The organism is Paenisporosarcina antarctica (assembly GCF_004367585.1).
In the GTDB taxonomy this organism is placed as follows: domain Bacteria; phylum Bacillota; class Bacilli; order Bacillales_A; family Planococcaceae; genus Paenisporosarcina; species Paenisporosarcina antarctica.
In genome coordinates, this window is sequence record NZ_CP038015.1 from 1,856,227 (window position 1) to 1,883,024 (window position 26,798).

Sequence of the window (26,798 nt, forward strand, 5' to 3'; positions counted from 1 at the left end):
CTCACTTCCTTACTCTCGCTCTTCTAACCAATTATAAAAAGGAATTTTATTTGTTTTTTGTGGTTGCGTCGGTGCTGTTCTTTCCGGTACTGTTCGGAATTGACTTGCTTGTTTTTCGACGTCTTTCATGGTTTTGACGTTTTTCTTTTTCCATTCAAACAATATACGATCAATATAACGTAAACTCATTTTTTGACCAAGAACCGCTTCTTTTAATGCTGCGCGAATAAGCTCAGGTGATTGCTGATCTTGATCCATCCACATAGTTATGGTTTCACTTTCCATTGGTGAAAGAAAACGGCCAAATTCTTGCTCGAACAAGCGGAAAATCTCGCCTTCCTGTTCTTTTAGAGTTAGTTCTTTCTTAGTTGTTTTTTCGCTCAGAATATGGTCAATTAAACGATTCCATAATGCATGAAATGAAAAAGCCTCAAAGAGAATACCGTTTTCGTCGTATCTTTGCTGAATCGATAAATAGCCTTTTTGAAATAGTCTTTGCATATGTTGACTGACTTGATCATGGGAAAAATGAGAACGATCTACTAAATCATCCGGCGTTGGAAAATGGTTTCCTTTTTCAATAAAAGCTAGCATATGAAGAATGAGCAAAGCTTCGTCATCTTGTATATCACATTTTTTATACTGTTGAAAAAAGAGCTGGGAAATGGTTACATTTCCCTGCTCTGTCCACATACGGAGCCGATCTGGTTGTTGTTGTTGCATAACCGAACTCTCCTTTGTTTTTATTATGGGTATAAACGGTTTAACAGACGTGGGAATGGAATTGCTTCACGAACGTGCTCTGCACCACTAATCCATGCTACAGTGCGTTCTAGCCCTAGACCAAATCCTGAATGCGGTACTGAACCTTGTTTACGAAGTTCTAAATACCATGCATATGCTTTTTGATCAAGACCATGTTCATCTAAACGTTGTTTTAATAATTCGTAATCGTGAACACGTTCTGATCCACCAATAATTTCACCGTATCCTTCTGGTGCGATTAAATCCGCACATAATACAACATCGTCACGATCCGGGTGAGGCTGCATGTAAAATGGTTTAATACCAATTGGATAGTGTGTAATAAATACAGGTTTCTTATAATGTTCCGCGATTGCAGTTTCATGCGGTGAACCGAAATCTTCTCCCCACTTAATGTCATCAAATCCGTTTTCATTTAAGAATATAATGGCATCATCATAGGAAATTCGTGGGAACGGAGCTTGAATATGTTCAAGTTTTGTTACATCACGTTCCAAACGTTCTAATTCTAATTTACAGTTCTTTAAAACTGATTGAATGACATAAGATACAAATTGTTCTTGTACTTCTAAGTTTTCTTCAAACTCAACAAACGCCATCTCTGGTTCAATCATCCAGAATTCAATTAGGTGACGACGTGTTTTAGATTTTTCTGCACGGAAAGTAGGGCCAAAAGAAAATACTTTTCCTAGCGCCATTGCAGCGGCTTCCATATAAAGCTGACCTGATTGTGAAAGGTAGGCGTCTTCATCAAAATATTTAGTTTTGAATAATTCTGATGTCCCTTCAGGAGCAGATCCGGTCAAAATTGGTGGATCTACTTTTGAAAAGCCATTATCATTGAAAAATTCATACGTTGCACGAATTACTTCATTTCTTATTTTCATGATGGCATGTTGTTTGCGTGAACGTAACCATAGATGGCGATTGTCCATTAAAAATTCAGTTCCATGCTCTTTAGGAGTGATAGGATAGTCTACCGCTTCATGAATGACTTCGATTTCTTTTACTTGAAGTTCAAAACCAAACGAAGAACGGTCGTCTTTCTTCACTTCCCCGATTATATACATAGATGTTTCTTGTGATAATGATTTTGCAGTGGCAAATAATTCTTCAGATACCTCGGCCTTTACAACGACTCCTTGTACAAATCCAGAGCCATCTCGAAGCTGTAAAAAAGCGATTTTTCCACTTGAGCGTTTATTCGCTAACCAAGCGCCTAATTTTATTGTTTCACCTAAATGATTATGCAAATCTTGAATCATAATTTTTTTCATAAGTTCCTCCAGAAATTATAGCAAATCTTCTTGCCATTTTGATCGTACAAATGAATCTATACGTGCAACAGCCGCTTCAAGTAAGTCAAGCGATGTTGCATATGATAAACGAATAGTTGATGGAGCTCCAAAACCTGATCCTGGAATTACCGCAACATTAGCTTCAGTTAGTATGGCTTCCACAAATGCATCTACAGAGACGTAACCTGTCATGCGTGCTGCTTCAGAAACATCTGGTAATAAATAAAAAGCACCTTGAGGTTTTAATACTTTAAAACCTGGAATAGCAGTGACTTTCGGGAAAATAATTTCTAAACGCGATTCAAACGCTGCTCGCATTTCTTCAACCGCATCTTGTGTGCCAGTATACGCTTCAATTGCAGCATATTGAGATGTTGTCGCAGGATTTGAAGTAGAGTGACTTGCTAAATCCGTCATTGCTTTAATGATTTGTTTGTTACCAGCAGCGTAACCAATACGCCAGCCAGTCATTGAATGGGATTTTGAAACTCCATTGATGATTATTGTACGCTCTTTTGCATCATCTGAAACTTGCGCAATCGATACGTGTTGTGCATCTCCATAAATTAATTTTTCATAAATCTCATCTGAAATAATCCAAATGTTTGCTTCTTTACAGACAAGTGCAATCTCTTGTAACTCAGTTTCCGAATAAATCATACCGGAAGGATTGCTAGGGGAATTTAAGATTATCGCGCGTGTTTTATCAGTAATAGCACTTTTAATCTGTTGCGCTGTAATTTTATATTGTTGTTTTGCAGTTCCTTCTATGTAAACGGGAACTCCACCTGCAAGTTTGACTTGTTCAGGATAACTCACCCAATAAGGAATTGGAATGATGACTTCGTCTAATTCATTCAAAAAGACTTGGAAAAATGTATAAAGTACGTGTTTTGCTCCGATTCCAACTAAAATTTCAGAAGGTTCATAACTTAACTCTTGATCACGCTGCAACTTGTCAATAACGGCCTTTTTCAAAGCAGGTAAGCCACCAGCAGGGGTATATTTGGTCTTGCCCTCATTCATGGACTTAAGAGCTGCGTCTAAAATGTTTTGTGGCGTATTATAATCGGGTTCTCCAGCTCCAAGACCAATCACGTCAATACCTTGTTCTTTTAGATCTTTCGCTTTTGCTGTAATAGCAAGTGTCGTTGATGGCGTCAATGTGTGAACACGGTTAGCTAATTGCGGTTTCAAAATCGATCGTCCCCTTTTACAAATTTAAAATACGTTTCCACCATTTTCCGTCTTCGAAAAGTAAGTACACGTAATTTAACTTGTCATTTTGATTCAAAAAAGTAATTTCCCAAACCGCAGTGTCTTGCTCCCAACCAAGTTTAGTATGTAGCACTTCCTTCACTTCAAACTCATCTTGTACCACTGTCAAGGCTTGTTGTTTTGAAATCCCATTTTTTAGTATCACTTCTTCAATAACTAAATTTTCGCGATTAGTTGGGATAAAAACAGCTTTTTCTTCCCCATTTCCATCTTTTCCACGAACAGTAATATATATGGTTGATCCACTGTACACCATTGAATCCGACACTTCTTTTAAATTTCCCTCACTAACTGCTAGTAGTTCAGCTTTTTCTTTGACGTCTGCAAAAGGTTGTCCTGCTTTCCAAATGACAAACAAGCTGATACACAGACTTAGTGAAATAATAAAAACACTTATAAATATAATCCAACTTTTCATATTTGCACCTTACGTTTTATAAATTGTGAAAACGGCTTTCTCTTGATTGTCTTTCTCTAGTGCAAGTCCGAACATTAAATCTCTATGTTTTAAAGTGCGATTTAAGGCGTCTACAATTTTATACAAGTCTGATTGATAGTCAACCGTAACCGTTGAAATTATTTCAATTTTGCTTTCGATTCTAAACCCCTTCTCTCTTTACTCATACTTTCTCATTATACCAATGTTCTAGGTCTAAGACCATATCTTCTAATGATACTTTCTTTACCGGAATATCAGGTAAAGCTCTAATAAATTCTTTTCCGTACGACTTTGATTGGATACGCCGATCGAGCACAATAAAAACACCTCGATCTGATGATGAGCGAATTAATCGTCCAAAACCTTGTCGGAATCTAAGAATTGCTTCAGGCAATGCTAGTGATGAAAAAGAATTAATTCCTTGCTTTGTTAAACGCTGTGCTTGTGTTTTAAAGACAGGTTCATCTGGAGATGAAAATGGCAATCGCACCATGATAACTGCAGACAACGCATCTCCTGGTACATCGACACCCTCCCAAAAACTATTGGTACCAAATAGCACGGATTTTCGAAAACGTTGGAATGATTTTAACAACTTCATCCGACTACCTGAAGTCATGCCTTGTGCAAATAACATATACCCTTCAAGTAATGTTGTATCTTGAATTAGGTCAACTGTTTTTCTTAACATATCTTGAGATGTAAACAACACAAAACATCGGCCTTCCGTTACAAGGACAGTTTGAATGACTGCATCTGCAACGGCGTCTATAAAGTCAGATTGTGATACATTTTGAATATCAGGCATGTCATCCACAATAAATAAGTTTGCACCTTGGTAAAAATCTCTTGAAGCATTATAAGTTTTGATTTGCACACTTTCAGGAAGTCCTAATTTATTTACAATAAATCGACTATTTCCTGGCACTGATAATGTACCAGAAGTCCATACTATAGCAGCATTCCCTCGCCACTCATTAAATACTTCATCTACAGCATGTGTACTATTAATTGGCTTTTTATACACATGAAGACTACTAGGAATACTTCTTCGATCAAGCTCAATCCAAACAGAATATTCTTTCGGAGATGATAGAAAAATATCGATCCATTCTCCAGTTTTAATTTTCATTTCATTTAGCCAGTATTGCCATTCTGCTGTCACTAATTTGTCAACATGCGTTGAATCTAATAAACTTTTCGACAATCGGTCAAGTAGATTTTGTGCAATTGTAATCCATCTTTGGAGATACTGGTAAACCTCCTCTAATAAAGCATAATCGAGTGATAGCTCTTCAAGTAATATCGTTTGTTTGGAATGAGATTTATGTGTACTTTTTCCTCTAACATTTTGTACAAGTGATTGGACTGCTTCATCAAACTTACTACTACATCGAGCATAGATTCGATCTAGTTCTTCAAATGGTCCTATCGTGTTTACACCATGATTTTCTAAAACTTTCGCAAAAGAGGAAGTCAATTGCTCTTGATCGCGTGTCCCTAGTTGTCCAAATACGTATCTCCACTGAGTGTAAGAAAAGATTCGCTCTTCACGGGCATTCGCCGCTTGAACAAATTGATGAGCTTCATCGATAACAAACGAAGTAATTTCATTGGTCAACAGCGGCTCTAAACGATGTTTATCTGTAAATAACATCGCATGATTGGTAATGAGTAAATCTGCTTGATGACTTTGAGCTAGTGCATATGAATGAAAATCATGGTTACTTACTTCTGATGTTTTTATTGAAAATGCATTTTTCCGTACTTTGTCCAGAAAATATTGACCTCCACTAGACGTATTTAATTCGCCTAGATCTCCTGTTACTGTAGTTGTTAGCCACACTAACAACTGACAAATAGTAAATGTATCATCATAAGATTCATCTTCAGCTCGTAGTAACTCTTCAAATCGATGTAAGTCCATATAATGTCTTGCACCTTTTAGTATGGCCACATTTACTTTATTTTTTACGATTGCTTCTAATTTAGGTACTTCCACTTCAACCAATTGCTCCATCAAATGTGAAGTATATGTACTAATTAATACTTTCTTCCCTTGTTGTTTTGCATGGAAATAACTAGGCATTAAATAACTCAATGTCTTACCTATACCTGTTGATGCTTCAATCGCTATTTCATCTTTTGCTTGAAAGGTTTGCCATATGGAATCCATCATTTGAAACTGACCATCACGCTCTTTAAAGTCTTTAAGCCCTTCTGAAAAGAACAATCGTTTCTGATTTTTTGTTTCAGGATAATAAGTAGATGATTCAACAGGTCCAGGTTGGACTTGTTTTCTACGTAAAGCAATCCCTTTGTAGATATCCAAATCGTCTTTTACTATCATCAATCTTTTTTTCTGAAGTGCTTCAAAAAATAAAGAAGAACTATCATATTTTAGTTGGAACGACCTTTTATGGATATGTTCCAAGGTTTGAATAGGTAGTTTTTCAATTTCTTTCATACATTCAATAAACAGTTCAGCTGTTGCGTATGCATCATCGTCTGCACGATGTGCGTTTGTCATCTCGATGCCTCGTTCTAATGTGATATCTTGTAATTTATAACTAAAAGAAGTGGGGAATAGTAAGCGAGATAATTCAACAGTATCCATCTTTTTACCTTTCCACAAAGGAAATCCAATACGCTTAAATTCAGCTTGAACAAAAGACAAATCAAAATTAGTATTGTGAGCGACAAATATACAATTTTCAAGCATATCAAAAACGTCTCCTGCAACCTCTTCAAAAATAGGTGCTTGTTTAACATCTTCATCAGAAATATTTGTTAGATCTTGTATGAAAAAAGGAATTTTCTTGCCAGGTTGGATGAAGGTTGTATAGGTTGATTGTATTTTCCAATCTTTAACGAAAACAACAGCAAATTGAATCATTCGATCTCCTTTTACAGGAGAATGACCCGTTGTTTCAATATCAACGATGGCATAGGTAGGGCTTAACATAAAATATCAACTCACAATTTAGACTTCTTACAAAAAATTGTATCACAAAACATCTATTTAGGTGTAACTGACATGATACTAATACGTCTACAAAAATAGGAGGTTCTCTGAAATGAAATCATGGATTAGATATGCCGCCATTGGTTTTTAGTATTTTCACTAATGCTTGCAATGCTGAACCTGAAGTTAGCGTGGATAATGAAATTAAAGATGGTGACTCAGTAGGAATTGAACTAACAACACAAGTAAATGATTTCTTTAAAGGATTTGAAGGAGATGACAAAAAAAATTCATCATCGATTATGAAGGTCAAGTAAAAACCTATGAAGTTGCTGAAGATGCCTTAGGCGACTTTGATATATTAAAGAAATTGACAACATCGCGTTTTCTACAAAAATGGTAGATGGGAAAGAAATGATTGAAACATTGCGGTTAAATTACGGCTTGTTTTCTTTATATGAACCGACTACCTCAAGAATTAAAAATAAAGGGATGGACGAAGTTATTATCGTCTATCCCTTATTTTATATCATACTAGCGATAACTGAATCTAACTGTGTGATAGGGTTGAAAATCAAGAAACGGTTGATCTTTAAAACTATTTAAATATCACTTTGTAAATATAAAAATTTATGTGTTGCATGCATTTTGTTGACATCAAAACACCCAGATTAGAAAACCTTTTTCAATTAGTCGGGCCCGTTTTGAAACAACATCGATTCAATCGCTGAACAGGTTGTATGCTCCATTCACTCTAGATATACATAACATCAGGTCCTGTGGGGTACAATCCAACATTTTTTTCATCTCTTTAGAAGTTCATTAGAAAATTATTTCTTCTTTAATTAACCATTAGTTAAGTAAGACTTATATTATTCAAAGGAATATCTAAATACTTTATATATTTATTTGGTTCAACTTCTTGATAAACCCTTACAAATCTAACTTCAAAAGTTGGAAATGGACTAAGTTCTTTCTTTTTCTGCTAAATTACCCATTTCTCTAAGTTCCTTTTTTGATAGACCATAATTTGTTTTTCCCAAAGTCATATGCGGTACAAAGTCGTCAAGTTCAAAATACTTTTTAATTAAATCGTCGGAAAGAGAAATTTCTCGAACAATACTTTTATGTAGTTTACATAATTCATTTGAAGTAGTACATAAATAAAGAATATCATCACCAAAAAATTTTGGTTTACCCAGTGTTAGTTGAAAGGAATTAAAGTTAGCACATACTTCTTTAACTTTCCTAAGCCACATCTCATCTGAGGTTAATCCACCTTGTGCCTTTAGAGTTATATGCGGTTCGACAACATCTGTAATACGATTATTTTTCCATTTATGCTGAAAATCTATTAGTTTCATTTTGTATTCATCCAAAGGTACAATTCCAATAAAAAATAGCAATTAATATCACTCCCACAATATATCTATTCCTTCTTGAGCTATCTCAACCCTTTACTAAGATCTTCAAGTAATGCACCCCAAAAGTTTAATATTGTTAACTTAGCAATCTACCAAAGATTATAATGAAAATTAATACACCCGAAAAACCCATTGAAAAAATAAGAGTAAATTTACTTCTAACTATTGATTTCCATTCACTAACATCCTTTAATTTAATGAGTCCAAGAACAAACATTATCAATGCAATACCTAAGACAATATGTGATGGATGAGTTCCAATAATGGGTAAACTTAAATTTTGCAGATGATAGCGCAATTAAAAATACAGGAATACAAGTTAATGAACGTTTAAAAGACCATATATTAATAGTAATTTCACATACCTCCTCATTAAATATGAATATTTCAATTTTTTGATTCGGATTCTTAATAGCTGTTAATCCAACCTGACTCTATTACTTGAATTAAAGTTATTTATTTTTTATTTCTTCCAGTAGAGAAATAAACTTTTCATTCTGATCAATTATTGTTTGATTTTGCTTTCTTAATTTTGTGAAGTCGAACAAGTACACTAATAAGATTGCAACTATTAGAAACTCCATAAGTTCACCTCTATACTCTTTTTTTACAGTTTCTATCATTTGTGTGTAACTAACCTGACCAATGTCTATTCCTTAAGTTAAGTAATAGCGTTATCAAAGGCACATCACTGATCTGCAACTAAAGCATCTCGCTAGTTGCAGATGGTTTGTACTTTTAAAGCAACTTCTTTCGGTTTAACGTTTAAAGATGATAGTTTTTCAATATCTACCCATATTGGCAAATATGTACCTCTATCTCGTTTTTCACCGATGTATTCTTCTCCTTGTCCAGTTCCAAATGTCCCTTCGATAATCTCTGCCTAGAAAAAGTAATGTGTACCGTTAAACTCTACTTTTGTAAAACACTCACCAACGTTGACCTTATACACTTAATTCCTCAAAGGCTTCTCTTTTAGCCGCTATTTCAGGATTTTCACCTACTTCAATACCATCTCCAGGAAAAACATAGTAAACATTACCGTCCCGAATTCTTTTAATCAGCCCAACCTTGTTATTTTCTATTAGTACAACCGCACCTCTATCTCTCACATTATCCCTCCTAAAATCGCTCAAACCGTATTGAAAGCATTCGTTAGCTGAAGAAGTCTAATTAAAATTCAATATAAAAAGGCTGAAGTTTGTCATCTATACAATATTCAATTCTTTGCCTAAAATTTTTCCACGTGACCATATCCAATGCTTCATCAATAGGAAAATATCCTACTTCTAGACTCTCAGTGCTAGTTGTAAGTGCTCCTCCAATGGGTGACCCCAAAAATAATGTATTACAAATTGAACCACTAACATTTTGAAATACTCCACAAAATTTTGTTATTTCAATATCTATTCCCGATTCTTCTTTTGTTTCCCTTATTGCAGCTTCCATCAAGGATTCGCCTTCTTCAACCTGTCCACCTGGCATTTCCCATCCTCTTCTTGGTCCTTTAATTAATAAAATTTCTTTTTGATCATTTAGTACAATTGTTGCTGCTGAAACAATATGTTTTGGTGTCATGATCTCAATCTCCATTTCAATATTTGTTTTTATACAATCCAACTAACTTCTTTATAACAAGTGCAATGATATCGAACCTGTAATTCACCTTTTCTTCTCTTAATTTACGTTCATAATCGCCTTTTAATTTTAACATAAATATCCAATTAATATTTAACGAAATTTTTAATCAATTATAAAAATAAAAATCGAAACTCGTGATTCGTATAAAAAACAAAATAACACCTCAAATCGCAAGTAGCAACAGCGAATTGCGGTGTTATTTTATGTTCTAAAACATGTACAATCACCAATAACCTATTAGATATCATAAAAACTAAAAGAAAAATACGCTATATTTATTATTAAAAATTGTTAATATTATCTAAAGACTTTTTTAAAAACATGCTATTTTAAAGAAGGATGTTATCATTGCATAAAAAACAAACATTTACATTTTCGCCTAGCAAGCCACAAGAGCGTGGAGAATGAGACCCACTAGTTTGTGGTTTTCATACTTGTTGGCTCATGCGGAAAGTGCGGCCAGCACAAATGAACGATAAACATCATAGTAATTTAACAGAGATAAAATAGATCTATAATTTTTTAAAAATAGAGGTGAGCTATGTGAATGTTAATAATACACAAAAGAATTTAGAATGTTTAGGATGTGCATTGGCGAATCAAGATTTATTCGTTCATGTGGTTTATGAAGATGAGTTTGTCTGTTGTATTCTAGACCATGATCCTTTTAATGAGGGACACGGTTTAATATTACCTAAGAAACATTTTAGATATGTCGATGAATTTGATCCACAAACAGCCATTGCAATAATGAATGCATCTCAACTACTTTCAAAGGCTATAAAAAAGCTATATAATCCCGATGGTATAACGATTTGTCAAAATGGTGGAACAATTGATGAATTGTCTCATTACCATATGCATGTTGTGCCAAGATATGAAAATCAATCTTTTGCTCGTTTTTACACAGAAGAATCTTGGAGCAATGATGATCTTAAAAACAAGTTATTAACTACAAGGAATGAATTAACGAAAAAAATTGCTGAGGTATTATAGTACATTTTCAAAAAAACAACTTTTAAAGCATGATCTAACGTTGTTAAAAAGACCGCTAATTCAAATGCGAATTAGCGGTTTTTTTGATATATATTTTAAGGTTGGTATCAGAAAACTCGGAATAGAAAAAGTCACTTAAATGCTTCTCTTATTTGTTCATTACTTAAGTTGGAAACATGAAAAGAAGTTTTATTTATGATTACATGACGGTTGCTTCTGGCTCGTGGCTGATGATTTCTCGAATTGAATTGTTTTCATTCATAATCGCGACAGTTGGTTTATGCTCTTTAGCCTCATCGTTCATCATATATACATACGATAAAATAATTACGATGTCCCCTTTTTGAACAAGACGAGCTGCTGCACCGTTTACACAAATAACTCCGCTTCCTCTTTCCCCTGCAATTATATAGGTTTCAAAACGCGCTCCGTTATTGTTATTTACAATATGCACTTTCTCATTTGGCAACATACCTACAGCATCTAAAAGGTTTTGATCAATTGTAATACTTCCTACATAATTTAAATCCGCTTCTGTAACTACAGCACGGTGAAGTTTTGAATTTAACATCATACGTAACATCGTTTACTCTCCTTTACGATCCAACAAAATATTGTCGATCAGACGCGCTTTTTCGAAAAAGACAGCTACCGCTAATATAACTGTCGTGTCATTTGATACGTCAGTTGTCAGGTTTGGATAGCTTAACAATTCAACATAATCAATTTTTCCTGAAATGGCATTTTCAATGTGTTGGGTGGTAACTTGTTTAGCTTGTTCTATATTTTGATTCAACTTATACTGTTCAATTCCAAGTTGAATTGCTTGATGGATAATTGGTGCATGTGCTCGCTCTGCTTTACTTAAGAAAACGTTTCGAGAACTTTTTGCTAGACCGTCTGGTTCCCGAACTGTGGCTCCCCTGCGAACTTTCAGTGGAAAATTATAATCTCGGACCATTGTCTCGATAATCGCCAATTGTTGTGCATCTTTTTGACCAAAATAAACGGTCGTTGGTTCGACTAAATGAAAAAACTTCGTGACTACTTTTAATACACCATCAAAATGTCCAGGTCTTGAAGCACCACATAGTACATTTGCTTGAGCTCCTGCATGTATCGAAATACCTCCATCTTGTGGATACATTTCATTAACTTGAGGGAAAAACAATAAGTCTACACCAGCTTCTTCTGCCAATTTTGTATCTCGTTCTAAATCACGAGGATAGCTACCCAAATCTTCATTAGGTCCAAATTGTGCAGGATTAACAAAGATACTCATGACTACATAGTCATTTTCTTCTCTAGCTTGTTTAACAAGGGATATATGCCCTTCATGTAAGTAGCCCATAGTAGGGACAAAACCGATACTTTTGCCAGACACTCTTTGTGTCTTAATATATTCTTTTAGCTCTTTAATCAATTGCACTTGGATCATTATTTTCCTCCGTATAACTGCTGGTATTCGTCATCTTTCATTGTAAAACGATGTTCAACTGATGGAAATTCTCCTGTTTTAACTTCTTCTACATATTGGACCAAGCCAGCAGAAATTTCTTTCCCTGCTTGTGAGAAGGCTTTTACAAACTTCGGCATATGATGACTACCATACGTCACAGTGTCATGAAAAACTAGGACTTGACCGTCTGTTTCTGCTCCTGCACCAATGCCAATTACTGGAATTGAAAGTGTTTCAGTTATCGTTTTGCCAAGTTGATAGGGAATACATTCTAGAACGACCATAAAAGCTCCTGCAGCTTCACATGCTAGTGCATCTTCAATTAATTTTTGTGCTGCTTGTGCGGTTTTCCCTTGAACCTTATAACCACCTGAAACACTTGCCGACTGTGGTAGGAGACCCAAATGAGCTACTACAGGTATACCTGTACGTGACAATAATCGAATGACATCGATGACTTCGTCTGCCCCTTCAATTTTTAAAGCTTGTGCATTCGTTTCTTGGAATAAACGAATTGCGTTAGTGAGTGTTGTATCAAGTGAGCCATGGTAAGTACCAAAAGGCATATCGACAACTACAAAAGTATCAGGTGCCCCACGTCTCGTCGCTTTCCCGTGATGAATCATATCTTCAAGAGTTACTTGAACTGTTGAATCGTAACCAAGAACCACCATACCAAGAGAATCCCCAACGAGTAAAATCTCGACACCTGCGTTTTCAGCAAGTTTTGCTGATGGATAGTCGTATGCAGTTAACATAATAATTTTATTGTTCTCTTTTTTCATCTTCATAAATTCAGTTGTCGTTTTCATTTCCTATCTCCTCTCTTTTGAGAGAAAACCAAAATAAAAACCCTTCTGGCCAAAAAATGGACAGAAGGGTGGTTTAGGTAAAAGAATTGGTTTCCTCCGTCCCTGTCGATTAAGATCAAGGCAGAAATTATTAAATTTTATAATAACAAGTTTGTTCATCAGGTGCAGTTCTACTCAGATACTGCCCTTCGCATTTACTATAACAGAAATGAAATGCACATTCTATATTAATTCATTTTTGTTAATTTTGAATTTCAATATCCGCTGAATAAATTCCATGAATTTGTCCGTCGTCAGTTTTGACTTGTAAAACGCCTTCATTTGTTATGCCAAGCGCCATTCCTTCAATTGTTTGATGAATCATAATCGCTTTGATTCGTTTACCTAGTGTGCATGAATAACTTTCCCAAAGGATTTTTAGTGGTTCAAAACCATGCTTGACGTATAAATCAGTATAAATTTCTAAATGATGCAATATACGAGCCACTAGCTGTGCACGGTCTACAGGCTGTCCTGTGACCATTTGTATGGAAGTGGCAATGGATTGAATCTCTTGTGGAAAATCACTTAGATGTTGATTTGCATTAACACCAATACCTAAAATGATTGCTTGTACACGATCAATGTCCGCTTGCAGCTCAGTTAAGATTCCTGTACATTTCTTTCCATTGATTAGTAAATCATTAGGCCATTTGATTTCCGTTCTAACTTGACAGACTTCTTCAATTGCTCTAGTAACTGCAACAGCAGCAACTAAAGTAAATTGAGGTGCTTTGGTAGGAGGTATTTCTGGTCGAATGATTACACTCATCCAAATTCCTTTCCCTTGAGTAGATGTCCAAGCACGTGCTAAACGTCCTCTTCCTGCAGTTTGCTCTTCACAAATAACAACAGACCCATCCGGCGCTCCCGCTTGCACAAGTTGATGGGCGATTGGTTGAGTGGATGGACATGTTACTTGATAATGAATGTTTCGACCAAAACGCTTTGTCGTTAAATACTGATCTATTTTAGCAGCTTGCAATGAATCAGGTGATGACGTTAAGACATACCCTTTTTTCTTCACCGTATCTATCTCAAAACCTTCTGTTTCAAGTTCTTTTATGTGCTTCCAAATAGCTGTTCTTGACAATCCGAAGTCATCGGCCAATTGTTGACCAGAAATAGGTTGACCATTCGCAGCTAGTAAACGTTTTGTAATCTCATATTTAACTGTTGGATTCATTCAATATCCATTCCTTTATTTTGGTAGGATTGTTCACTACTTTTTGATGTAAAACAGCAAGTTCTATTTGAGTAAGTATTTCTTTAAGCCATGGTCCGCTCGGCTTGTTAAACCATTCCATCAAATCTTGTCCTGAAACTTCAAGATCTCTAATCGATTGAATAGGTAACGATAGTTTACGTTTATCAATTTCTTCAATGGGCATTGGTTGAATGTCACTTTGAACAACTCTAGATAACAATTCTGCATGAATAAGTATGTTTTTATCAAAGTGATATATGTCGTCAATTGAAAATAATCGTTCATAGCGTATTTGCGTCGCTTTGATTAATTGGTTAATTTGTTGTTTTAGATCTTTTGATAATTTAAAAATTCTAGCAAGTTCTGAACCATCAGGTGTTTCTTGAAGTAAACATAAAAACGTCCAACACATCAATACATTTTTAGGATTTCCTATTTGAGTCCATTTTTTATGAGTGAAAGGAAAGTCTCCTGGAAGTTGCTTTGCCAAGTTGCTCTTAACAAGGTAAATCATTCCTTGATCTAGATTCGTACTCATCCACATTTTTTCGAGTTCGGCAGTTATTCTTTCTACCGACACATATGAAAGATCGCTTGCGCACGATTTAATCGCATTAAGAGTGTTCAATTCAATTGTAAAACCTAGCTGTGCTGTAAACCGTATCGCACGAAGCATGCGCAATGCATCTTCTTTAAATCGGTCTATTGGCTCTCCCACTGTACGAATCAATCCGTTTTTTAAATCACGCTGACCTTCAAATAAATCGATGATTTCAAAACTCTCATTCATAGCAAGGGCGTTCATTGTAAAGTCTCTACGTTTTAAATCATCATCAAGAGAAAGTACGAACTTTACATCAGTTGGTCTACGGTGATCAGTATATTCTCCGTCTGTACGAAACGTCGTCACTTCTATTGGAACACGATTTTCTATTACGACTACAGTCCCATGTGCAAGACCCACATCTACAGTTCTCTTAAATATCGTTTTTACTTCGTCAGGTAAAGCACTTGTAGCAATATCAATATCATTGGCTTCTTTGTGACTAACAAAATCGCGAACTGCCCCACCTACAAATACAGCTTCATATCCGAGTTTTTTTAGTGTTTCAATGATTCTTATACCAGCTTGCCATTGTTCAGTTGTGAACATGTTGAAGAACTACTTTCTCATAAAGTTTTTCATACTGGGACACAATTAATGATGAATGGAATTTATGAGAAACTGTTTTGATAGCATTCTCTCTCATACGATTATGTAATTCTTCATTCGTTAATATTTTAATTGCATAACAAGCTACGGCTTCAGCATCATGTAAAGGAACGATATACCCATTATGACCGTGATTAATTACTTCAGGTATTCCCCCTATATTCGAGCCAATACAAGGAACACCACATGCCATAGCCTCTAATAGTACTAAACCAAAAGCTTCTTTTTCGGACAGTAACAGTTTTAAATCACTTATGGCATATAATTCAGAAACATTTTCTTGTTTCCCTAAAAATACAACATCCTTTTCCAAACCTAAAGAACTGACTTGTTTGATAATGTTACTCATTTCAGGACCATCACCAACGAGTAGTAATTTAGCAGGCATTTCTTTTCGAATATAAGCAAAACTTGAGATCACATCGCCAACATGTTTTACTTTGCGAAAGTTCGAAACATGAATGACCACTTTTTCATCCTCTTGTATGTTAAAGCAAGATTTTAAATTTGACGATTTATTTGGATAGTATTCACGTTCGTCCACAAAATTGTAGATGGTTTCTATCGTTTGGTCTGGTTGGATTAAATCATTGGTTTGATTTTTGAGAGAGTCTGAAACTGCGGTCACAACATCTGATTTCTCTATACCATAACGAATGGCACCTGAAAGTGATGAATCGTAGCCTAAAACACTAATATCAGTACCATGGAGCGTCGTAACAATGCCAACACGTTGTCCTGCCATATCACGCGCTAAAACTGCGCAAACCGCATGCGGGATAGCGTAGTGGACGTGAAGGATATCTAAATTTTCCTTTTTTATGACTTCTGCCATTTTACTGGCTAAGGCAATATCGTATGGTGCATATTGAAATACCGAATACTTATTTACTTCTACTTGATGAAAAAAAATATTTGGGACCACACGATTTAACCGAAATGGCATGCTTGAAGTGATGAAATGAATTTCATGGCCTCGCTCTGCAAGTAACTTTCCGAGTTCAGTTGCAATTACACCTGAGCCTCCTACTGTTGGATAGCAAGTGATGCCAATTTTTAATTTCTTCACGAAGTCACCTTCCTTTCTTATGAACGTCTTTCTTCTAGTAGTCGCCAATTAATAAATCCTTCTTGTAAACCTTTTAATAATACTTCAGCAGTTCCCATATTTGTTGCTAATGGGATTTGGTATACATCACATAATCGTATTAGAGCCGTAACATCAGGTTCATGAGGCTGTGCTGTTAAAGGATCACGGAAGAAAATCACCATGTCCATCTCATTTTTTGCAACCATAGCACCAATTTGTTGATCCCCACCAAGTGGACCGGATTGAAAGAGAAATACTGGTAAACTCGTCTCATCAATAATTCGCTTTCCAGTTGTACCAGTAGCACATAAATCATGTTCAGACAATATGGACATATATGCTGTTACAAATTGAATTAAATCATCTTTTTTACGGTCATGTGCGATTAAAGCAATTCTCATAAAATTCCCATCCCATCATTTATAAAATATTTTCTAGTCCGTAGACAAGTTCTTTTATCTCCATTACTTGATTAATTGAAAATGTAACACCCGACATAAAAGATTGTCGGTTATATGAATCATGACGAAGCGTAAACAGTTGTCCCTCTCCTCCAAATAAAATTTGTTGGTGAGCAATCAAGCCAGGTAAACGTACGCTATGTATTGGAATTCCATCATACGAAGCACCTCTAGCTCCCTCCAACGTCTCTTTTTCATTTGGATGGCCTTGTTTATGTGAAGGTCGTACTTCAGCAATCATTTGCGCGGTCTTATAAGCTGTTCCTGATGGGGCATCGAGTTTTTGATCATGATGCATTTCAATAATTTCAACATCGGGAAAATAGGCAGCTGCTAACGATGCAAATTTCATCATCAATACTGCACCAATCGCAAAATTTGGAGCTACAATACAGCCAAGTTTATTCACTTCTGCAAGTATAGTGCACTGTTGTAATTGCTCATCAGTAAAACCAGTTGTTCCAATGACTGGTCTTACATTATTTTGCAAACACAACATTGTATGTTCAAACACTTGATGTGGTGTTGTTAAATCCAGAAACACATCTGGTTTTATCGTGACAATCAAGCTTTCTAAGTTTAGGAAAACAGGAACTTCATAACTTGCTGGGAAATTAGGCGACTCACTTAACAAATCACCTATATCTTTGTGATCTAAAACTGCGACTAGTTCCATATTCTCATTATTCATTACAGTATGTACAGCTTCTTGACCCATTTTTCCACGTGGTCCACCAATCGCAACTCGAATCATGACTGTTCCTCCTTCAACGTCCAACGGTTTTTATCTCTAGAATTAAACTTGTCCATCACTCGATCATGTGCTCGTTGTATATCAATTTTCTCTGCATTTGCAAAACAAATGAGAACAAATAGTAAGTCTCCTAATTCTTCTTCCAAGCTTTTTTGCGCTTCAGAAGATTTTTTCTTTTTAATGCCGTGCACATGCTGAACTTCTCTAGATAACTCACCAAGTTCTTCTGTCATCCGAGCAAGCATTTCAAAAGGAGGAAAATAGCCTTCTTTAAATTGTCCTATATAGTCATCGACTTCTTTTTGTAATGTTTGAATCGTTTTTTCAGTTGTCATATGTTTCACACTCCTAACCCTATCCTAATAATAAGAAATAATGTTGTCAAAACACTTAGAATGAATGATAATAACGTAGTGTTCTTTTTAAGAAATTGAGGTGTTTGTATGCTTAAAGGTATTAAATTTAAAAATATCTTTTTCATTTTGCTAGGTTCAGCCATTTTTAGTTTTGGTTTTGTCCATTTTAACATTCAAAACGAACTTGGTGAAGGCGGGTTTAGCGGGATTACATTAATATTGTTCTTCGTCTTTAAATTTGATCCAGCATTAATGAATTTATTATTAAATATACCAATGTTTATTATTGGTTGGCGCCTACTTGGTCAAAAAGTATTTGTTTATACGATTATCGGAACTGTTTCTGTATCTATATTTATAAAGATATTCCAAATATACGAAATCAATATTCAATTACAAGACGATTTATTTTTAGCATCGCTATTTGCAGGCGTTTTTGTTGGAATTGGACTTGGTATAATTTTTAGATATGGCGGAACAACTGGTGGCGTAGATATTATTGCCCGACTCGCACATAAATATGTTGGATGGAGTATGGGGAAAACAATGTTTATCTTTGATGCAGCGGTAATTTTGCTTTCATGGTTAACATTTTTAGATCATCGCTCCATGATGTATACCTTGGTTGCCGTCTTTATCGGTTCTCGTGTCATTGACTTTGTTCAAGAAGCTGCATACAAAGCTCGTGGTGCTTTTATTATTTCTGAATTTCAAAGTGAGATAGGTGATCGAATTGCCAGTGATATGGATCGCGGAGTAACCGTATTAAGAGGCTTTGGCCATTTCACAAAAGCTGATCGCGAAGTACTCTATTGCGTGGTTGGTCGCAATGAAATTGTGCGTTTAAAAAATATTATAACATCGATTGATCCACATGCCTTTGTGTCGGTAACAGAAGTTCACGATGTCATGGGTGAAGGGTTTACACTCGACGGGCAAAAACGTCCGATAGATTAACATGATTGCGAAGCAAATCATTTTAGATAAATTCTTTACTAACTAATAATACAAAAAAACTCACGAAGCATGATAATCATGCTTCGTGAGTTTTTGGTTCTATTCTGAACGACTCATTCCTGTGTACATGAGTACTAAACGTACTAATTCAAGAACAGCAACTGCCGCAGCAGCTACATATGTCATTGCAGCAGCATTTAATACTTTTTTAGCATGTTTTTCTTCTTCGTTACGAATGACTCCATGAGATACAATTTCAGTCATCGCGCGACTAGAAGCATTGAACTCTACAGGTAAAGTAACAATTTGAAACACTACCCCTACAGCTAATAAAACGATACCTAATAGCAACATATTAGACATTCCTGCAAAAATACCAATCATTACGAAAATCCATGATGCATTTGACGAAATATTAGCAACAGGTACTAATTTATGACGCCATTGTAAAAACGTATATGCTTCTTTATGTTGAATAGCATGACCCACTTCGTGAGCAGCTATTGCTGTACCTGCTACAGATGCTTCATGGTAATTGTGAGAAGACAACGCAACAATTTTCGTCATTGGATTATAGTGATCACTTAGAAACCCTTGACTTTCTACAACTTTCACATCTTTCAAATCGTTTTGATCTAAAATTAAACGTGCTACTTGAGCACCTGTCATTCCAGAAGTTGAGCGTACTTTTGAGTACTTTTTATACGTGCGTTTGACTTTAAATTGCGCGTAAAGTGGTAACAATAGTAGTACGGCAAAGTAGAGCAAAAATCCCAAATCAACCATCCTCCTATTTCTATCTACTTATTATTTTATATGCTGATTAGGAATTGAGCAACTAATTCGTTTGCACATTCCGTGACGATTTGATGACCATGATTGCTAATAAAATACATGCAATTGACAACCAAAACGTAAAATATCCAATCGTCTGGGTAAATTCACTTAAACTGCTATATATCGGCATTTGTCCAAAAACATAGTCAATTACGTCATTATGAAGTGTCCAAATAGCAGCAATCAATAAATGGAACCAATTAAATTTATACATAGGAATATACAACACAGCTTGTAAAGCCATCGCAAAGTGACTAACAACAAGCATCCATCCTACGAAACCAATTGGTCCCGCTTCAAATTGCGTCCAAATATTCATAGCGACTGCCCAAAGACCATATTTTACTAAAGTAATCAACGCTAGTGCTTCTATTAGTTTAAAATGTCGTCCAATTAACCAACCGAGTAAAGCAATTGAAAAAAATAAACTTGCAGTCGGACTATCTGGAACAAAAATCAGAAATATAGGTTCGGTTATTTCCATCTGCCATCTATACCAATAGAAGCCGTAGACAGTACCTAGAATATTAATAATGAGCAATAACCACATGAATGGTTTATAAAATATTATGTATTTAATTTGAGTGAATAATGGATTCACTTTTACACGACTCCTTTTTCTAGAAATAGTGTCACTCTAGTTAGACTCCCTCAATAATGATGGATCCCACTCATTCATAAACGAGTTTCTTAGCTGGACACAATAACTACATGTAAAAAATGTTTTATTGATTAAACAGACTTTATGATAAAGATACTGAAAAGCTTAAAGCATCATCTAGTTTGACAGTATTGTTCAAAGACTGAATACAAAACATTATGTGTAGCCCGAAAATACTCATACTTTCTATCTAACAAAAAAAGAGCCAGTTTCCTGACTCTTTCTCGGTTTTATCATGGACTTAACTCATCAATAAATTTAGCTAATTCCTGTAACTCTTCATCAGTACCTTCCCAAAGGCCAGCAGCCATGGTACCTTGACCATATACCGCGATATCAGCAATCTCTTCAGCTGTTTTATCGGTTGTTGCAAGGGACGGTCCTAAACCACCTTCAAATGCATTACCGTGACAACCTATACAAGAAGCTTGTGAGTATATCTTATACCCTTCTGCTTCTGTGTCGAATTGTGCTTCTTCACGAATTTCACCTTGAGCTTTTGCTGCTTCCCAATCATGGTTAACAACTGATTCCCAAGTCAAGTAAATCATTGATGCGAGTGCAAGTAACATAAATGCCGTTGGTAACGGACGTTTAAATGCACGACGTTCTGGACCTTTGTCCATAAATGGCGCAAGTAATAGTGCACCAAATGCTAGTCCTGGAATTACAATTGCTCCGATTACATTAAATGGACCAGAAGCAAATTCATATTTTAGTAATTGATATAAGAACAAGAAATACCAGTCCGGTAATGGAATATATCCTGTGTCTGTTGGATCCGCTTGACGTTCAAGTGGTGATGGATGTGCAACAGTTAAGATTAAATAACCAACTAAGAAAACTGAACCAACCATCCATTCTTTCAATAAGAAGTTAGGCCAGAAAGCTTCTGTTTTGCCTGGATACTCGGAGTAGTCTTTTGGAATATTCGATTTGCGATCTGCAGGTATACGAGAATCCCCGACAAATTTCATTCCTTTTCCGCGATGCATAGTGTCCCCTCCTTTTAAAAATCATCAAAGACGCTGTAGCTTACAACGGTCCTGAAATACCTTGTTTACGAATCATGATAAAGTGTGCTGCAAGCAACCCAAGCAAAGCAGCTGGTAAGAAGAATACATGAATCGCAAAGAATCGTGTTAACGTTTGTGCACCGAGGATAGCTTCATCACCGGCTAACAAGGTTTTTATTGCGCCTCCAATAAACGGAACGGATGCGGCAATTTCAATACCTACTTTCGTTGCAAACAACGCTTTCATGTCCCAAGGAAGTAGATAACCTGTGAAACCTAAACCTAAAATAACGCCTAAAATTAACACGCCGACTACCCAGTTTAGTTCACGAGGTTTTTTATAAGAACCTGTAAAGAATACACGTAATGTATGAAGGAATATCATCACGATTACGAGTGAAGATCCCCAGTGATGCATACCACGCACAATTTCACCGAATGCTACTTCATTTTGTAAGTAGTAAACTGATTTCCATGCATTTTCAATATCTGGCGTATAGTACATTGTTAAAAACATACCCGAAAGAATTTGAATTACTGTTATGAAGAAAGTTAATCCCCCGAAACAATAAACGAATGCAGAAAAATGATGTGCAGGGTTAACGTGCTCTGGAACTTCATGATCTGCAATATCACGCCAAATAGGAGTAATATCCAGACGTTCATCTACCCAATCGTAAATTTTATTTAGCACTAACGTCGTACCCCCTTACTTTAAACTAATGTATTTGGTCGTGTTTTACCGATTTGTAACAGACCATCTTTTTCACGTGTTTCAAACTCATCCAAGGGACCAAGCGGTGGTGTACCTTTAATGTTTTCACCATTCTTTTTATATCGGCCAGCATGACATGGACAGAAGAATTGATCTTTATGATCTGGAGTTCCTGCCCAGCTTACCGTACAACCTAAATGTTTACATACTGGTGATAATGCAATTAATTTGTCGCCTTCTTTGTAAACCCATACAAAGCTTGTTACATCAGATGTATACCATCCATCCACTTGTTCAAATGAAAAGTCTACTCTTACCGGAACTTCAGTAAGCTCTGCTACTTTTTTATCTGTCGGTATAAAGTCTCCACCTTCAGCTTTTTGCAATACTGGATCGATTGCAAAACGAACCATTGGCATTAACATACCTGCAGCCATAAACCCACCAACACCTGTTAATGTGTAGTTAAGGAATTGACGTCTTGATACTCGATTATTACTCATCCTTTACCCCCCTCTAACTTTAAAGGTCAGTCCAACGGACATACTTATACAAAAAATAGTAAAACTAGGACAGTTCTATGATAGCTCAATAAAAAACGAAGGTCAATATTCCATTAGATGTTAAAGTGTACTTTGTGAACATTTCTTGAAGCTTATGTCGAAGAATCAGCCCAACGTTTTGCAAATACAGGAATTATTTGTCTTAATTGGTCTTCCAATACAGATTGACGCAATCTTTGATCCATATGTTCTAGTGGAATTGATGGCGTATAAATGACATTTAATGCGTTCGCTTCAGTTCCCCAACTCATGTCACTAGAAACAAAAAACAAATGCTTAAAACCCGCTTCTTTTAACATTTCAGACCACTCATTCCCTAATTGTTGCCTACTCGACTTAAGTGTATACGATACCGGAGGCAATAAAACTACTCTTCCTTTAAATTGATTTTCAATAAATACTGTAAGTGCCATTAAAAATTCGGCGCTTGAAGCATTTTGTTTAACTTGACTTGCTTGTCCATCAATTAATAATAATGGAATCACGGCAGTATCAATAAATTCCTTTTGATCTAAAAATACACTCACATCTTTTGAATTCCAGTACATATTATTCAATTCCTCTCAACAAAAAACTTCATCGTATATACGATGAAGTTAGGATTTAGATGATTCTTTCATTCCCCGTAGCAACTTAGACAATTCAAGAAATCGTTCTTTATCATTCGCATCTAAAGCTTCATCAATTTGTTTTAATATATTTTCTTCTCTAAAAGAATTCATACTTATTTTTAGTACTTCTTCTGCTATAAGACGATCTTTATCATTAATGTGCAAATATTTCGGCATAAATGGATTTTCTTCTAATACTGCTAAAAACTCTGAGCTTGGTGGGATGTTTGGGAAATTCAGTTGAATGAACATATCTTCGTTTGGATGTAAACGCAAGTCGTGAAATGATTTTTCAGCATCTGCAGTCATTAAGTTACCTTTATAAAAGCGAAAAGGCACGCCACCAGATTCTGTAACAGACATGACCATGGCTCTCGGACAGTAATGAGCTTCTTCTACAAAATGTACTTTTTGTAGTAAGTCATCATGACTTAATAAATAATTGAGTATCCATACGCATTCTCTTCGTTTCATTTGATATCTTTTCAAAAACCAGCGCACAAATTCTTTCTTTTCAATCACAGAAACAGAAGCGGTCATACTACTCCTCCTTTCACGACAAGGATTCAATCAAGTCTTGCCATCTTTCTTCATTTGGTTCCAAATAAAGTAATTGTTTACCTATTTCTAGGGCTTCATCTCGTTTTCCTTCTTCTAGCAGAAAATAAACGAATTTCTCCATGAAAATTGTGTCTTCCTTATGATCAGTATATGCCAAAGAATAAAATGCGTATGCACGTTCAAAATTTTCTTCTTTCGCGTAAGCTTCAGCTGCAAATGGGTATAAAGCTGACCAGTCATCTTGATTGGATGAAATCATTTCAACCAGTTCAATGACATCTTGATCTCTTTCTGCCGCATGTAAAAACGATACCAAGGACAATGTAGCTTCCATATATTCAGGGTCTAATACGATTGCCTGTCTTAAATGTTGTTCAGCATCCGTTGTTATGCCCATTTTTAAGGCCATTTTACCTGCGAATAAATAAAGTTCTTTATCATACTCATCACGAGTTAATCCTTCTAATATCGCTTCGTATGCTTGCTCATGGTCATCTAACATGCTATAAGCTTGCGATAGTAATAAGTGAGCTGAGAAATAATCTGGGTCCAATGTTTTTACTTCATTCAGCTTTCGAACTGACAGGTCATACTCTTTTGCTTGAAAAGCAGCATATGCGAGCCCAAACAGCAAATCAGGTGTAACTTGATGAGTTAACGATTCTTCATAATAAGGAATTGCATGTTCATAAGCGGCTCCCGCACTATATACTTCAGCTAAGCGTTCTGATAAACGGACTCCTGCAATTTCTTCAGTATGTTCTTTTAAATTTTCATATAAACGAATAGCTTCTAGATATTTCCCCATTTCTAATAATAATTCTGCTTTGGCAAAAATTAATACTGATTCATCTGGCAATAGTATAAGTGCTTGATTAATTTTTTGTTCAGCAGCTTCGTATAATCCTTGCATCTGATAATAATCAGCTAAACTTAACAGTGCTTGAGGATATTCATCTGTATGTTCTTCAATACTAGTAAGTAACAAGAGAGCCTCATCTTCTTCGTCTATTTCCATCAGAACTTGTGCACGATCAATTTTCAGCTGTGCTTCTTCAGGAAATAAAAACTGTAGATACTCTAGTACTTGTTCACCTTCTTTTAAATAACCAGCTTGAATTAGCATATTTGCAATCTCATATTGAGCTTCTGGTTCACTTGAAAGTTGTAGTGTTTCAATTAAGGATTGGACAGTTTGTAAATCTCCAGCTTCAATAGCTTCAATAAATTTTTGACTAATTTCCATCATTATCACCCGTTTTCTTTCTTATTCATACCATATGCTACATCACGACTATCTCATTCACAAGAAAAAACTCCCCATTAGCGGAGAGTCTCAAAAGACGACACGATTCGTAAATGGTCAAAGAAGTTTGGATAAGATACGGAAATACACGAAGCGTGTTCAATTTCGATTGGTTGTGTTGAAATAACAGAAGCAATAGCACCCATCATGCCGATTCTGTGATCGCCATATGATTGTAATTTCCCTCCAGATAAAGTGACGGGGCCTTTAATAATCATACCGTCATCAGTTGCCTCAATATCAGCACCTAATTTTTTTAATTCATGAACTACGGCTGCGATACGATCTGTCTCTTTTACTTTTAATTCCTCTGCATCTTTAATCACGGTCGTTCCATGTGCTTGGGTCGCAAGCAATGCAATGATAGGAATTTCATCAATTAATCGAGGAATTAGTTCACCACCGATTTCAATAGCATTTAATTTTGATGATTTAATCGTCAATGTACCAATTGGTTCTTCACTTTCAGAGTCATTTACCTCTATTTCTAAATTTGCACCCATTTGCTGAAGAACATCTACTATTCCAGTACGAGTTGGATTTAAGCCGACATGCTCTAAACGAATAGAACTTTCTGTAGCAATTGCCCCTGCCACTAAAAAGAAAGCTGCGGAAGAAATATCCCCTGGCACTTCTACGTGAGTTCCTGTAAGTTGTTGACCACCTTGCAACTTAATTACACCTTTTTCAGTAGTGATTTCTGCTCCAAACTGCCTTAACATACGCTCTGTATGGTCGCGAGACACTTCGGACTCACGAACAGTCGTTACTCCTTTTGCTCGGAGACCAGCAAGTAAGATAGCAGACTTTACTTGTGCGCTTGCAACAGGCATGGTGTAGTCGATTGCTGATAATTGCGTTCCTTGCACAGCAAGTGGTGTGAATTGCCCATCACTTCTCCCTGAAATTAGAGCACCCATTTGTCTTAAAGGTTGGATGACTCGTTTCATCGGTCTTTTCGCAATCGATTCATCACCAATTAGGACGCTATGCACCTTGGACCCCGCTAACATTCCAAGCATCAACCTTGTTGTTGTACCAGAGTTACCTGTGTCTAAAATATCAATTGGCTCTTTCCAATTTTCCATTCCATTGCTAGTGATGGTGACATTCGTACCACTTATTTGAATGTCTACCCCAAGCTTTTTAAAACACGAGATTGTACTTAAACAATCGTCACCGAGTAAAAATCCGTTAATTGTTGTAACCCCTTTTGCCATCGCCCCAAACATGATAGAACGATGTGAAATCGACTTATCCCCAGGCACGCGAAGAGAACCTTGAAGAGGCGATTGGTTAGCTTGCAATTTGATGGAATCATTCAATACACTCACATCCTTAATAATATATAAGAAATAATTAAAGTTCTGGTAA

30 protein-coding genes and 1 pseudogene are annotated in these 26,798 nt (G+C 35.9%); 4 read left to right on the forward strand and 27 right to left on the reverse strand.

Going from position 1 to position 26,798, the window contains the following annotated elements; all coding sequences use genetic code 11:
* Positions 1-9: 9 nt before the first annotated feature.
* Genes E2636_RS09245 through dinG form a run of 6 tightly spaced genes read right to left on the reverse strand, consistent with a single transcriptional unit; the run spans position 10 to position 6,745 of the window.
* Positions 10-723, reverse strand: coding sequence for a DnaD domain-containing protein (locus E2636_RS09245; RefSeq protein ID WP_134209946.1), 714 nt, complete (start codon positions 721-723; stop codon positions 10-12).
* Positions 724-746: 23 nt separating this feature from the next.
* Positions 747-2,042 carry an asparagine--tRNA ligase gene (gene asnS / locus E2636_RS09250; RefSeq protein WP_134209947.1) on the reverse strand — a complete coding sequence of 432 codons (1,296 nt, stop codon included), beginning with the start codon at positions 2,040-2,042 and terminating at the stop codon, positions 747-749.
* A 15-nt stretch (positions 2,043-2,057) separates the two neighbouring features.
* Entirely contained in the window at positions 2,058-3,260 is a 1,203-nt protein-coding gene (locus tag E2636_RS09255; protein ID WP_134209948.1) for a pyridoxal phosphate-dependent aminotransferase, read from the reverse strand.
* A 16-nt stretch (positions 3,261-3,276) separates the two neighbouring features.
* Positions 3,277-3,759: a cell wall elongation regulator TseB-like domain-containing protein gene (locus E2636_RS09260; RefSeq protein ID WP_134209949.1), complete on the reverse strand. Its 483-nt coding sequence runs from the start codon at positions 3,757-3,759 to the stop codon at positions 3,277-3,279.
* A gap of 9 nt (positions 3,760-3,768) precedes the next feature.
* Positions 3,769-3,939, reverse strand: coding sequence for a YpmA family protein (locus E2636_RS09265; protein WP_081503781.1), 171 nt, complete (start codon positions 3,937-3,939; stop codon positions 3,769-3,771).
* Positions 3,940-3,961: 22 nt separating this feature from the next.
* Positions 3,962-6,745 carry an ATP-dependent DNA helicase DinG gene (dinG, locus tag E2636_RS09270; RefSeq protein ID WP_134209950.1) on the reverse strand — a complete coding sequence of 928 codons (2,784 nt, stop codon included), beginning with the start codon at positions 6,743-6,745 and terminating at the stop codon, positions 3,962-3,964.
* 131 nt (positions 6,746-6,876) lie between these two features.
* Here dinG and E2636_RS09275 point away from each other — a divergent pair, with 131 nt between their 5' ends.
* Together E2636_RS09275 and E2636_RS09280 are read left to right on the forward strand one after the other, a co-directional pair.
* A complete protein-coding gene (locus E2636_RS09275) occupies positions 6,877-7,062 on the forward strand; it encodes a hypothetical protein (RefSeq protein ID WP_134209951.1) in 186 nt (61 codons plus the stop codon).
* A gap of 79 nt (positions 7,063-7,141) precedes the next feature.
* Positions 7,142-7,351 (forward strand): hypothetical protein, encoded by a 210-nt coding sequence (locus E2636_RS09280; protein ID WP_166669507.1) that lies wholly within the window; start codon positions 7,142-7,144, stop codon positions 7,349-7,351.
* Between the two features lie 250 nt (positions 7,352-7,601).
* On the opposite strand, the pseudogene E2636_RS09285 reads toward E2636_RS09280, so the two are convergent.
* The 3 genes and pseudogenes from E2636_RS09285 to E2636_RS09295 all read right to left on the reverse strand — a co-directional run bounded on the left by E2636_RS09285 (position 7,602) and on the right by E2636_RS09295 (position 9,747).
* Positions 7,602-8,151: pseudogene (locus E2636_RS09285) on the reverse strand (2'-5' RNA ligase family protein).
* Between the two features lie 962 nt (positions 8,152-9,113).
* A complete protein-coding gene (locus E2636_RS19640; RefSeq protein WP_407670288.1) occupies positions 9,114-9,281 on the reverse strand; it encodes an NUDIX domain-containing protein in 168 nt (55 codons plus the stop codon).
* A 61-nt stretch (positions 9,282-9,342) separates the two neighbouring features.
* Complete coding sequence (locus E2636_RS09295; RefSeq protein WP_134209953.1) at positions 9,343-9,747, reverse strand: NUDIX hydrolase; 405 nt, start codon at positions 9,745-9,747, stop codon at positions 9,343-9,345.
* Positions 9,748-10,353: 606 nt separating this feature from the next.
* On the opposite strand from E2636_RS09295, the gene E2636_RS09300 reads away from it, so the two are divergent.
* The gene (locus tag E2636_RS09300; protein ID WP_134209954.1) at positions 10,354-10,806 is read left to right on the forward strand and encodes an HIT family protein; all 453 of its coding nucleotides are present in this window, start codon (positions 10,354-10,356) and stop codon (positions 10,804-10,806) included.
* 199 nt (positions 10,807-11,005) lie between these two features.
* On the opposite strand, the gene panD is transcribed toward E2636_RS09300, so the two are convergent.
* From panD to E2636_RS09345, 9 genes are all read right to left on the reverse strand, one after another.
* Positions 11,006-11,389, reverse strand: a complete 384-nt coding sequence (gene panD, locus E2636_RS09305) for an aspartate 1-decarboxylase (RefSeq protein WP_017381861.1) — start codon at positions 11,387-11,389, stop codon at positions 11,006-11,008.
* 3 nt (positions 11,390-11,392) lie between these two features.
* Positions 11,393-12,244, reverse strand: coding sequence for a pantoate--beta-alanine ligase (gene panC / locus E2636_RS09310; RefSeq protein ID WP_134209955.1), 852 nt, complete (start codon positions 12,242-12,244; stop codon positions 11,393-11,395).
* Positions 12,244-13,077 carry a 3-methyl-2-oxobutanoate hydroxymethyltransferase gene (gene panB / locus E2636_RS09315; RefSeq protein ID WP_134209956.1) on the reverse strand — a complete coding sequence of 278 codons (834 nt, stop codon included), beginning with the start codon at positions 13,075-13,077 and terminating at the stop codon, positions 12,244-12,246. The genes panC and panB overlap by 1 nt, the downstream gene beginning before the upstream one ends.
* A gap of 241 nt (positions 13,078-13,318) precedes the next feature.
* Complete coding sequence (locus tag E2636_RS09320) at positions 13,319-14,302, reverse strand: biotin--[acetyl-CoA-carboxylase] ligase (protein WP_134209957.1); 984 nt, start codon at positions 14,300-14,302, stop codon at positions 13,319-13,321.
* The gene (locus E2636_RS09325; protein WP_134209958.1) at positions 14,286-15,476 is read right to left on the reverse strand and encodes a CCA tRNA nucleotidyltransferase; all 1,191 of its coding nucleotides are present in this window, start codon (positions 15,474-15,476) and stop codon (positions 14,286-14,288) included. Before E2636_RS09325 ends, E2636_RS09320 begins: the two co-directional genes overlap by 17 nt.
* Positions 15,463-16,605 (reverse strand): N-acetyl-alpha-D-glucosaminyl L-malate synthase BshA, encoded by a 1,143-nt coding sequence (bshA, locus tag E2636_RS09330; RefSeq protein WP_134209959.1) that lies wholly within the window; start codon positions 16,603-16,605, stop codon positions 15,463-15,465. The genes E2636_RS09325 and bshA overlap by 14 nt, the downstream gene beginning before the upstream one ends.
* 17 nt (positions 16,606-16,622) lie before the next feature.
* Positions 16,623-17,027, reverse strand: a complete 405-nt coding sequence (gene mgsA / locus E2636_RS09335; protein WP_134209960.1) for a methylglyoxal synthase — start codon at positions 17,025-17,027, stop codon at positions 16,623-16,625.
* Between the two features lie 19 nt (positions 17,028-17,046).
* Positions 17,047-17,841: a 4-hydroxy-tetrahydrodipicolinate reductase gene (gene dapB / locus E2636_RS09340; protein WP_017381854.1), complete on the reverse strand. Its 795-nt coding sequence runs from the start codon at positions 17,839-17,841 to the stop codon at positions 17,047-17,049.
* Positions 17,838-18,176 carry a nucleotide pyrophosphohydrolase gene (locus tag E2636_RS09345; protein WP_134209961.1) on the reverse strand — a complete coding sequence of 113 codons (339 nt, stop codon included), beginning with the start codon at positions 18,174-18,176 and terminating at the stop codon, positions 17,838-17,840. Before E2636_RS09345 ends, dapB begins: the two co-directional genes overlap by 4 nt.
* A 108-nt stretch (positions 18,177-18,284) precedes the next feature.
* Here E2636_RS09345 and E2636_RS09350 point away from each other — a divergent pair, with 108 nt between their 5' ends.
* On the forward strand, positions 18,285-19,154 hold the full coding sequence (locus E2636_RS09350; protein WP_134209962.1) for a YitT family protein: 870 nt from the start codon (positions 18,285-18,287) through the stop codon (positions 19,152-19,154).
* 99 nt (positions 19,155-19,253) lie between these two features.
* On the opposite strand, the gene E2636_RS09355 is transcribed toward E2636_RS09350, so the two are convergent.
* The 9 genes from E2636_RS09355 to aroA all read right to left on the reverse strand — a co-directional run bounded on the left by E2636_RS09355 (position 19,254) and on the right by aroA (position 26,749).
* Positions 19,254-19,940 (reverse strand): zinc metallopeptidase, encoded by a 687-nt coding sequence (locus tag E2636_RS09355; protein WP_134209963.1) that lies wholly within the window; start codon positions 19,938-19,940, stop codon positions 19,254-19,256.
* A 52-nt stretch (positions 19,941-19,992) separates the two neighbouring features.
* Positions 19,993-20,592 carry a lipoprotein heptaprenylglyceryl N-acetyltransferase LhaT gene (gene lhaT / locus E2636_RS09360; protein WP_243840756.1) on the reverse strand — a complete coding sequence of 200 codons (600 nt, stop codon included), beginning with the start codon at positions 20,590-20,592 and terminating at the stop codon, positions 19,993-19,995.
* Between the two features lie 293 nt (positions 20,593-20,885).
* Positions 20,886-21,647, reverse strand: a complete 762-nt coding sequence (locus tag E2636_RS09365; protein WP_134209964.1) for a menaquinol-cytochrome c reductase cytochrome b/c subunit — start codon at positions 21,645-21,647, stop codon at positions 20,886-20,888.
* A gap of 40 nt (positions 21,648-21,687) precedes the next feature.
* A complete protein-coding gene (qcrB, locus tag E2636_RS09370; RefSeq protein WP_017381848.1) occupies positions 21,688-22,362 on the reverse strand; it encodes a menaquinol-cytochrome c reductase cytochrome b subunit in 675 nt (224 codons plus the stop codon).
* Positions 22,363-22,382: 20 nt separating this feature from the next.
* Positions 22,383-22,886: a Rieske (2Fe-2S) protein gene (locus tag E2636_RS09375; RefSeq protein WP_134209965.1), complete on the reverse strand. Its 504-nt coding sequence runs from the start codon at positions 22,884-22,886 to the stop codon at positions 22,383-22,385.
* A 152-nt stretch (positions 22,887-23,038) separates the two neighbouring features.
* Complete coding sequence (locus tag E2636_RS09380) at positions 23,039-23,494, reverse strand: DUF2487 family protein (RefSeq protein WP_134209966.1); 456 nt, start codon at positions 23,492-23,494, stop codon at positions 23,039-23,041.
* A gap of 48 nt (positions 23,495-23,542) precedes the next feature.
* Positions 23,543-24,097 (reverse strand): ReoY family proteolytic degradation factor, encoded by a 555-nt coding sequence (locus tag E2636_RS09385; protein ID WP_017381845.1) that lies wholly within the window; start codon positions 24,095-24,097, stop codon positions 23,543-23,545.
* A 13-nt stretch (positions 24,098-24,110) separates the two neighbouring features.
* The gene (locus E2636_RS09390; RefSeq protein ID WP_134209967.1) at positions 24,111-25,364 is read right to left on the reverse strand and encodes a tetratricopeptide repeat protein; all 1,254 of its coding nucleotides are present in this window, start codon (positions 25,362-25,364) and stop codon (positions 24,111-24,113) included.
* A 77-nt stretch (positions 25,365-25,441) separates the two neighbouring features.
* A complete protein-coding gene (aroA, locus tag E2636_RS09395; protein WP_134209968.1) occupies positions 25,442-26,749 on the reverse strand; it encodes a 3-phosphoshikimate 1-carboxyvinyltransferase in 1,308 nt (435 codons plus the stop codon).
* Positions 26,750-26,798: the final 49 nt, after the last annotated feature.

What these genes read in the sequence shown, in the direction of transcription:
- E2636_RS09345 (WP_134209961.1), bottom strand. Translation starts at nt 18,176, where the DNA reads ATGACAACTGAAAAAACGATTCAAACATTACAAAAAGAAGTCGATGAC.
- E2636_RS09275 (WP_134209951.1), top strand. Translation starts at nt 6,877, where the DNA reads ATGCCGCCATTGGTTTTTAGTATTTTCACTAATGCTTGCAATGCTGAA.
- E2636_RS09295 (WP_134209953.1), bottom strand. Translation starts at nt 9,747, where the DNA reads ATGACACCAAAACATATTGTTTCAGCAGCAACAATTGTACTAAATGAT.
- dapB (WP_017381854.1), bottom strand. Translation starts at nt 17,841, where the DNA reads ATGATTCGAGTTGCGATTGGTGGACCACGTGGAAAAATGGGTCAAGAA.
- E2636_RS09320 (WP_134209957.1), bottom strand. Translation starts at nt 14,302, where the DNA reads ATGAATCCAACAGTTAAATATGAGATTACAAAACGTTTACTAGCTGCG.
- asnS (WP_134209947.1), bottom strand. Translation starts at nt 2,042, where the DNA reads ATGAAAAAAATTATGATTCAAGATTTGCATAATCATTTAGGTGAAACA.
- dinG (WP_134209950.1), bottom strand. Translation starts at nt 6,745, where the DNA reads ATGTTAAGCCCTACCTATGCCATCGTTGATATTGAAACAACGGGTCAT.
- panD (WP_017381861.1), bottom strand. Translation starts at nt 11,389, where the DNA reads ATGTTACGTATGATGTTAAATTCAAAACTTCACCGTGCTGTAGTTACA.
- E2636_RS09385 (WP_017381845.1), bottom strand. Translation starts at nt 24,097, where the DNA reads ATGACCGCTTCTGTTTCTGTGATTGAAAAGAAAGAATTTGTGCGCTGG.
- E2636_RS09245 (WP_134209946.1), bottom strand. Translation starts at nt 723, where the DNA reads ATGCAACAACAACAACCAGATCGGCTCCGTATGTGGACAGAGCAGGGA.
- E2636_RS09280 (WP_166669507.1), top strand. Translation starts at nt 7,142, where the DNA reads ATGGTAGATGGGAAAGAAATGATTGAAACATTGCGGTTAAATTACGGC.
- E2636_RS09375 (WP_134209965.1), bottom strand. Translation starts at nt 22,886, where the DNA reads ATGAGTAATAATCGAGTATCAAGACGTCAATTCCTTAACTACACATTA.
- E2636_RS09380 (WP_134209966.1), bottom strand. Translation starts at nt 23,494, where the DNA reads ATGTACTGGAATTCAAAAGATGTGAGTGTATTTTTAGATCAAAAGGAA.
- E2636_RS09325 (WP_134209958.1), bottom strand. Translation starts at nt 15,476, where the DNA reads ATGTTCACAACTGAACAATGGCAAGCTGGTATAAGAATCATTGAAACA.
- E2636_RS09365 (WP_134209964.1), bottom strand. Translation starts at nt 21,647, where the DNA reads ATGCATCGCGGAAAAGGAATGAAATTTGTCGGGGATTCTCGTATACCT.
- E2636_RS09260 (WP_134209949.1), bottom strand. Translation starts at nt 3,759, where the DNA reads ATGAAAAGTTGGATTATATTTATAAGTGTTTTTATTATTTCACTAAGT.
- panC (WP_134209955.1), bottom strand. Translation starts at nt 12,244, where the DNA reads ATGATCCAAGTGCAATTGATTAAAGAGCTAAAAGAATATATTAAGACA.
- E2636_RS09355 (WP_134209963.1), bottom strand. Translation starts at nt 19,940, where the DNA reads ATGGTTGATTTGGGATTTTTGCTCTACTTTGCCGTACTACTATTGTTA.
- E2636_RS09350 (WP_134209962.1), top strand. Translation starts at nt 18,285, where the DNA reads ATGCTTAAAGGTATTAAATTTAAAAATATCTTTTTCATTTTGCTAGGT.
- mgsA (WP_134209960.1), bottom strand. Translation starts at nt 17,027, where the DNA reads ATGAGAATTGCTTTAATCGCACATGACCGTAAAAAAGATGATTTAATT.
- E2636_RS09390 (WP_134209967.1), bottom strand. Translation starts at nt 25,364, where the DNA reads ATGGAAATTAGTCAAAAATTTATTGAAGCTATTGAAGCTGGAGATTTA.
- panB (WP_134209956.1), bottom strand. Translation starts at nt 13,077, where the DNA reads ATGAAAACGACAACTGAATTTATGAAGATGAAAAAAGAGAACAATAAA.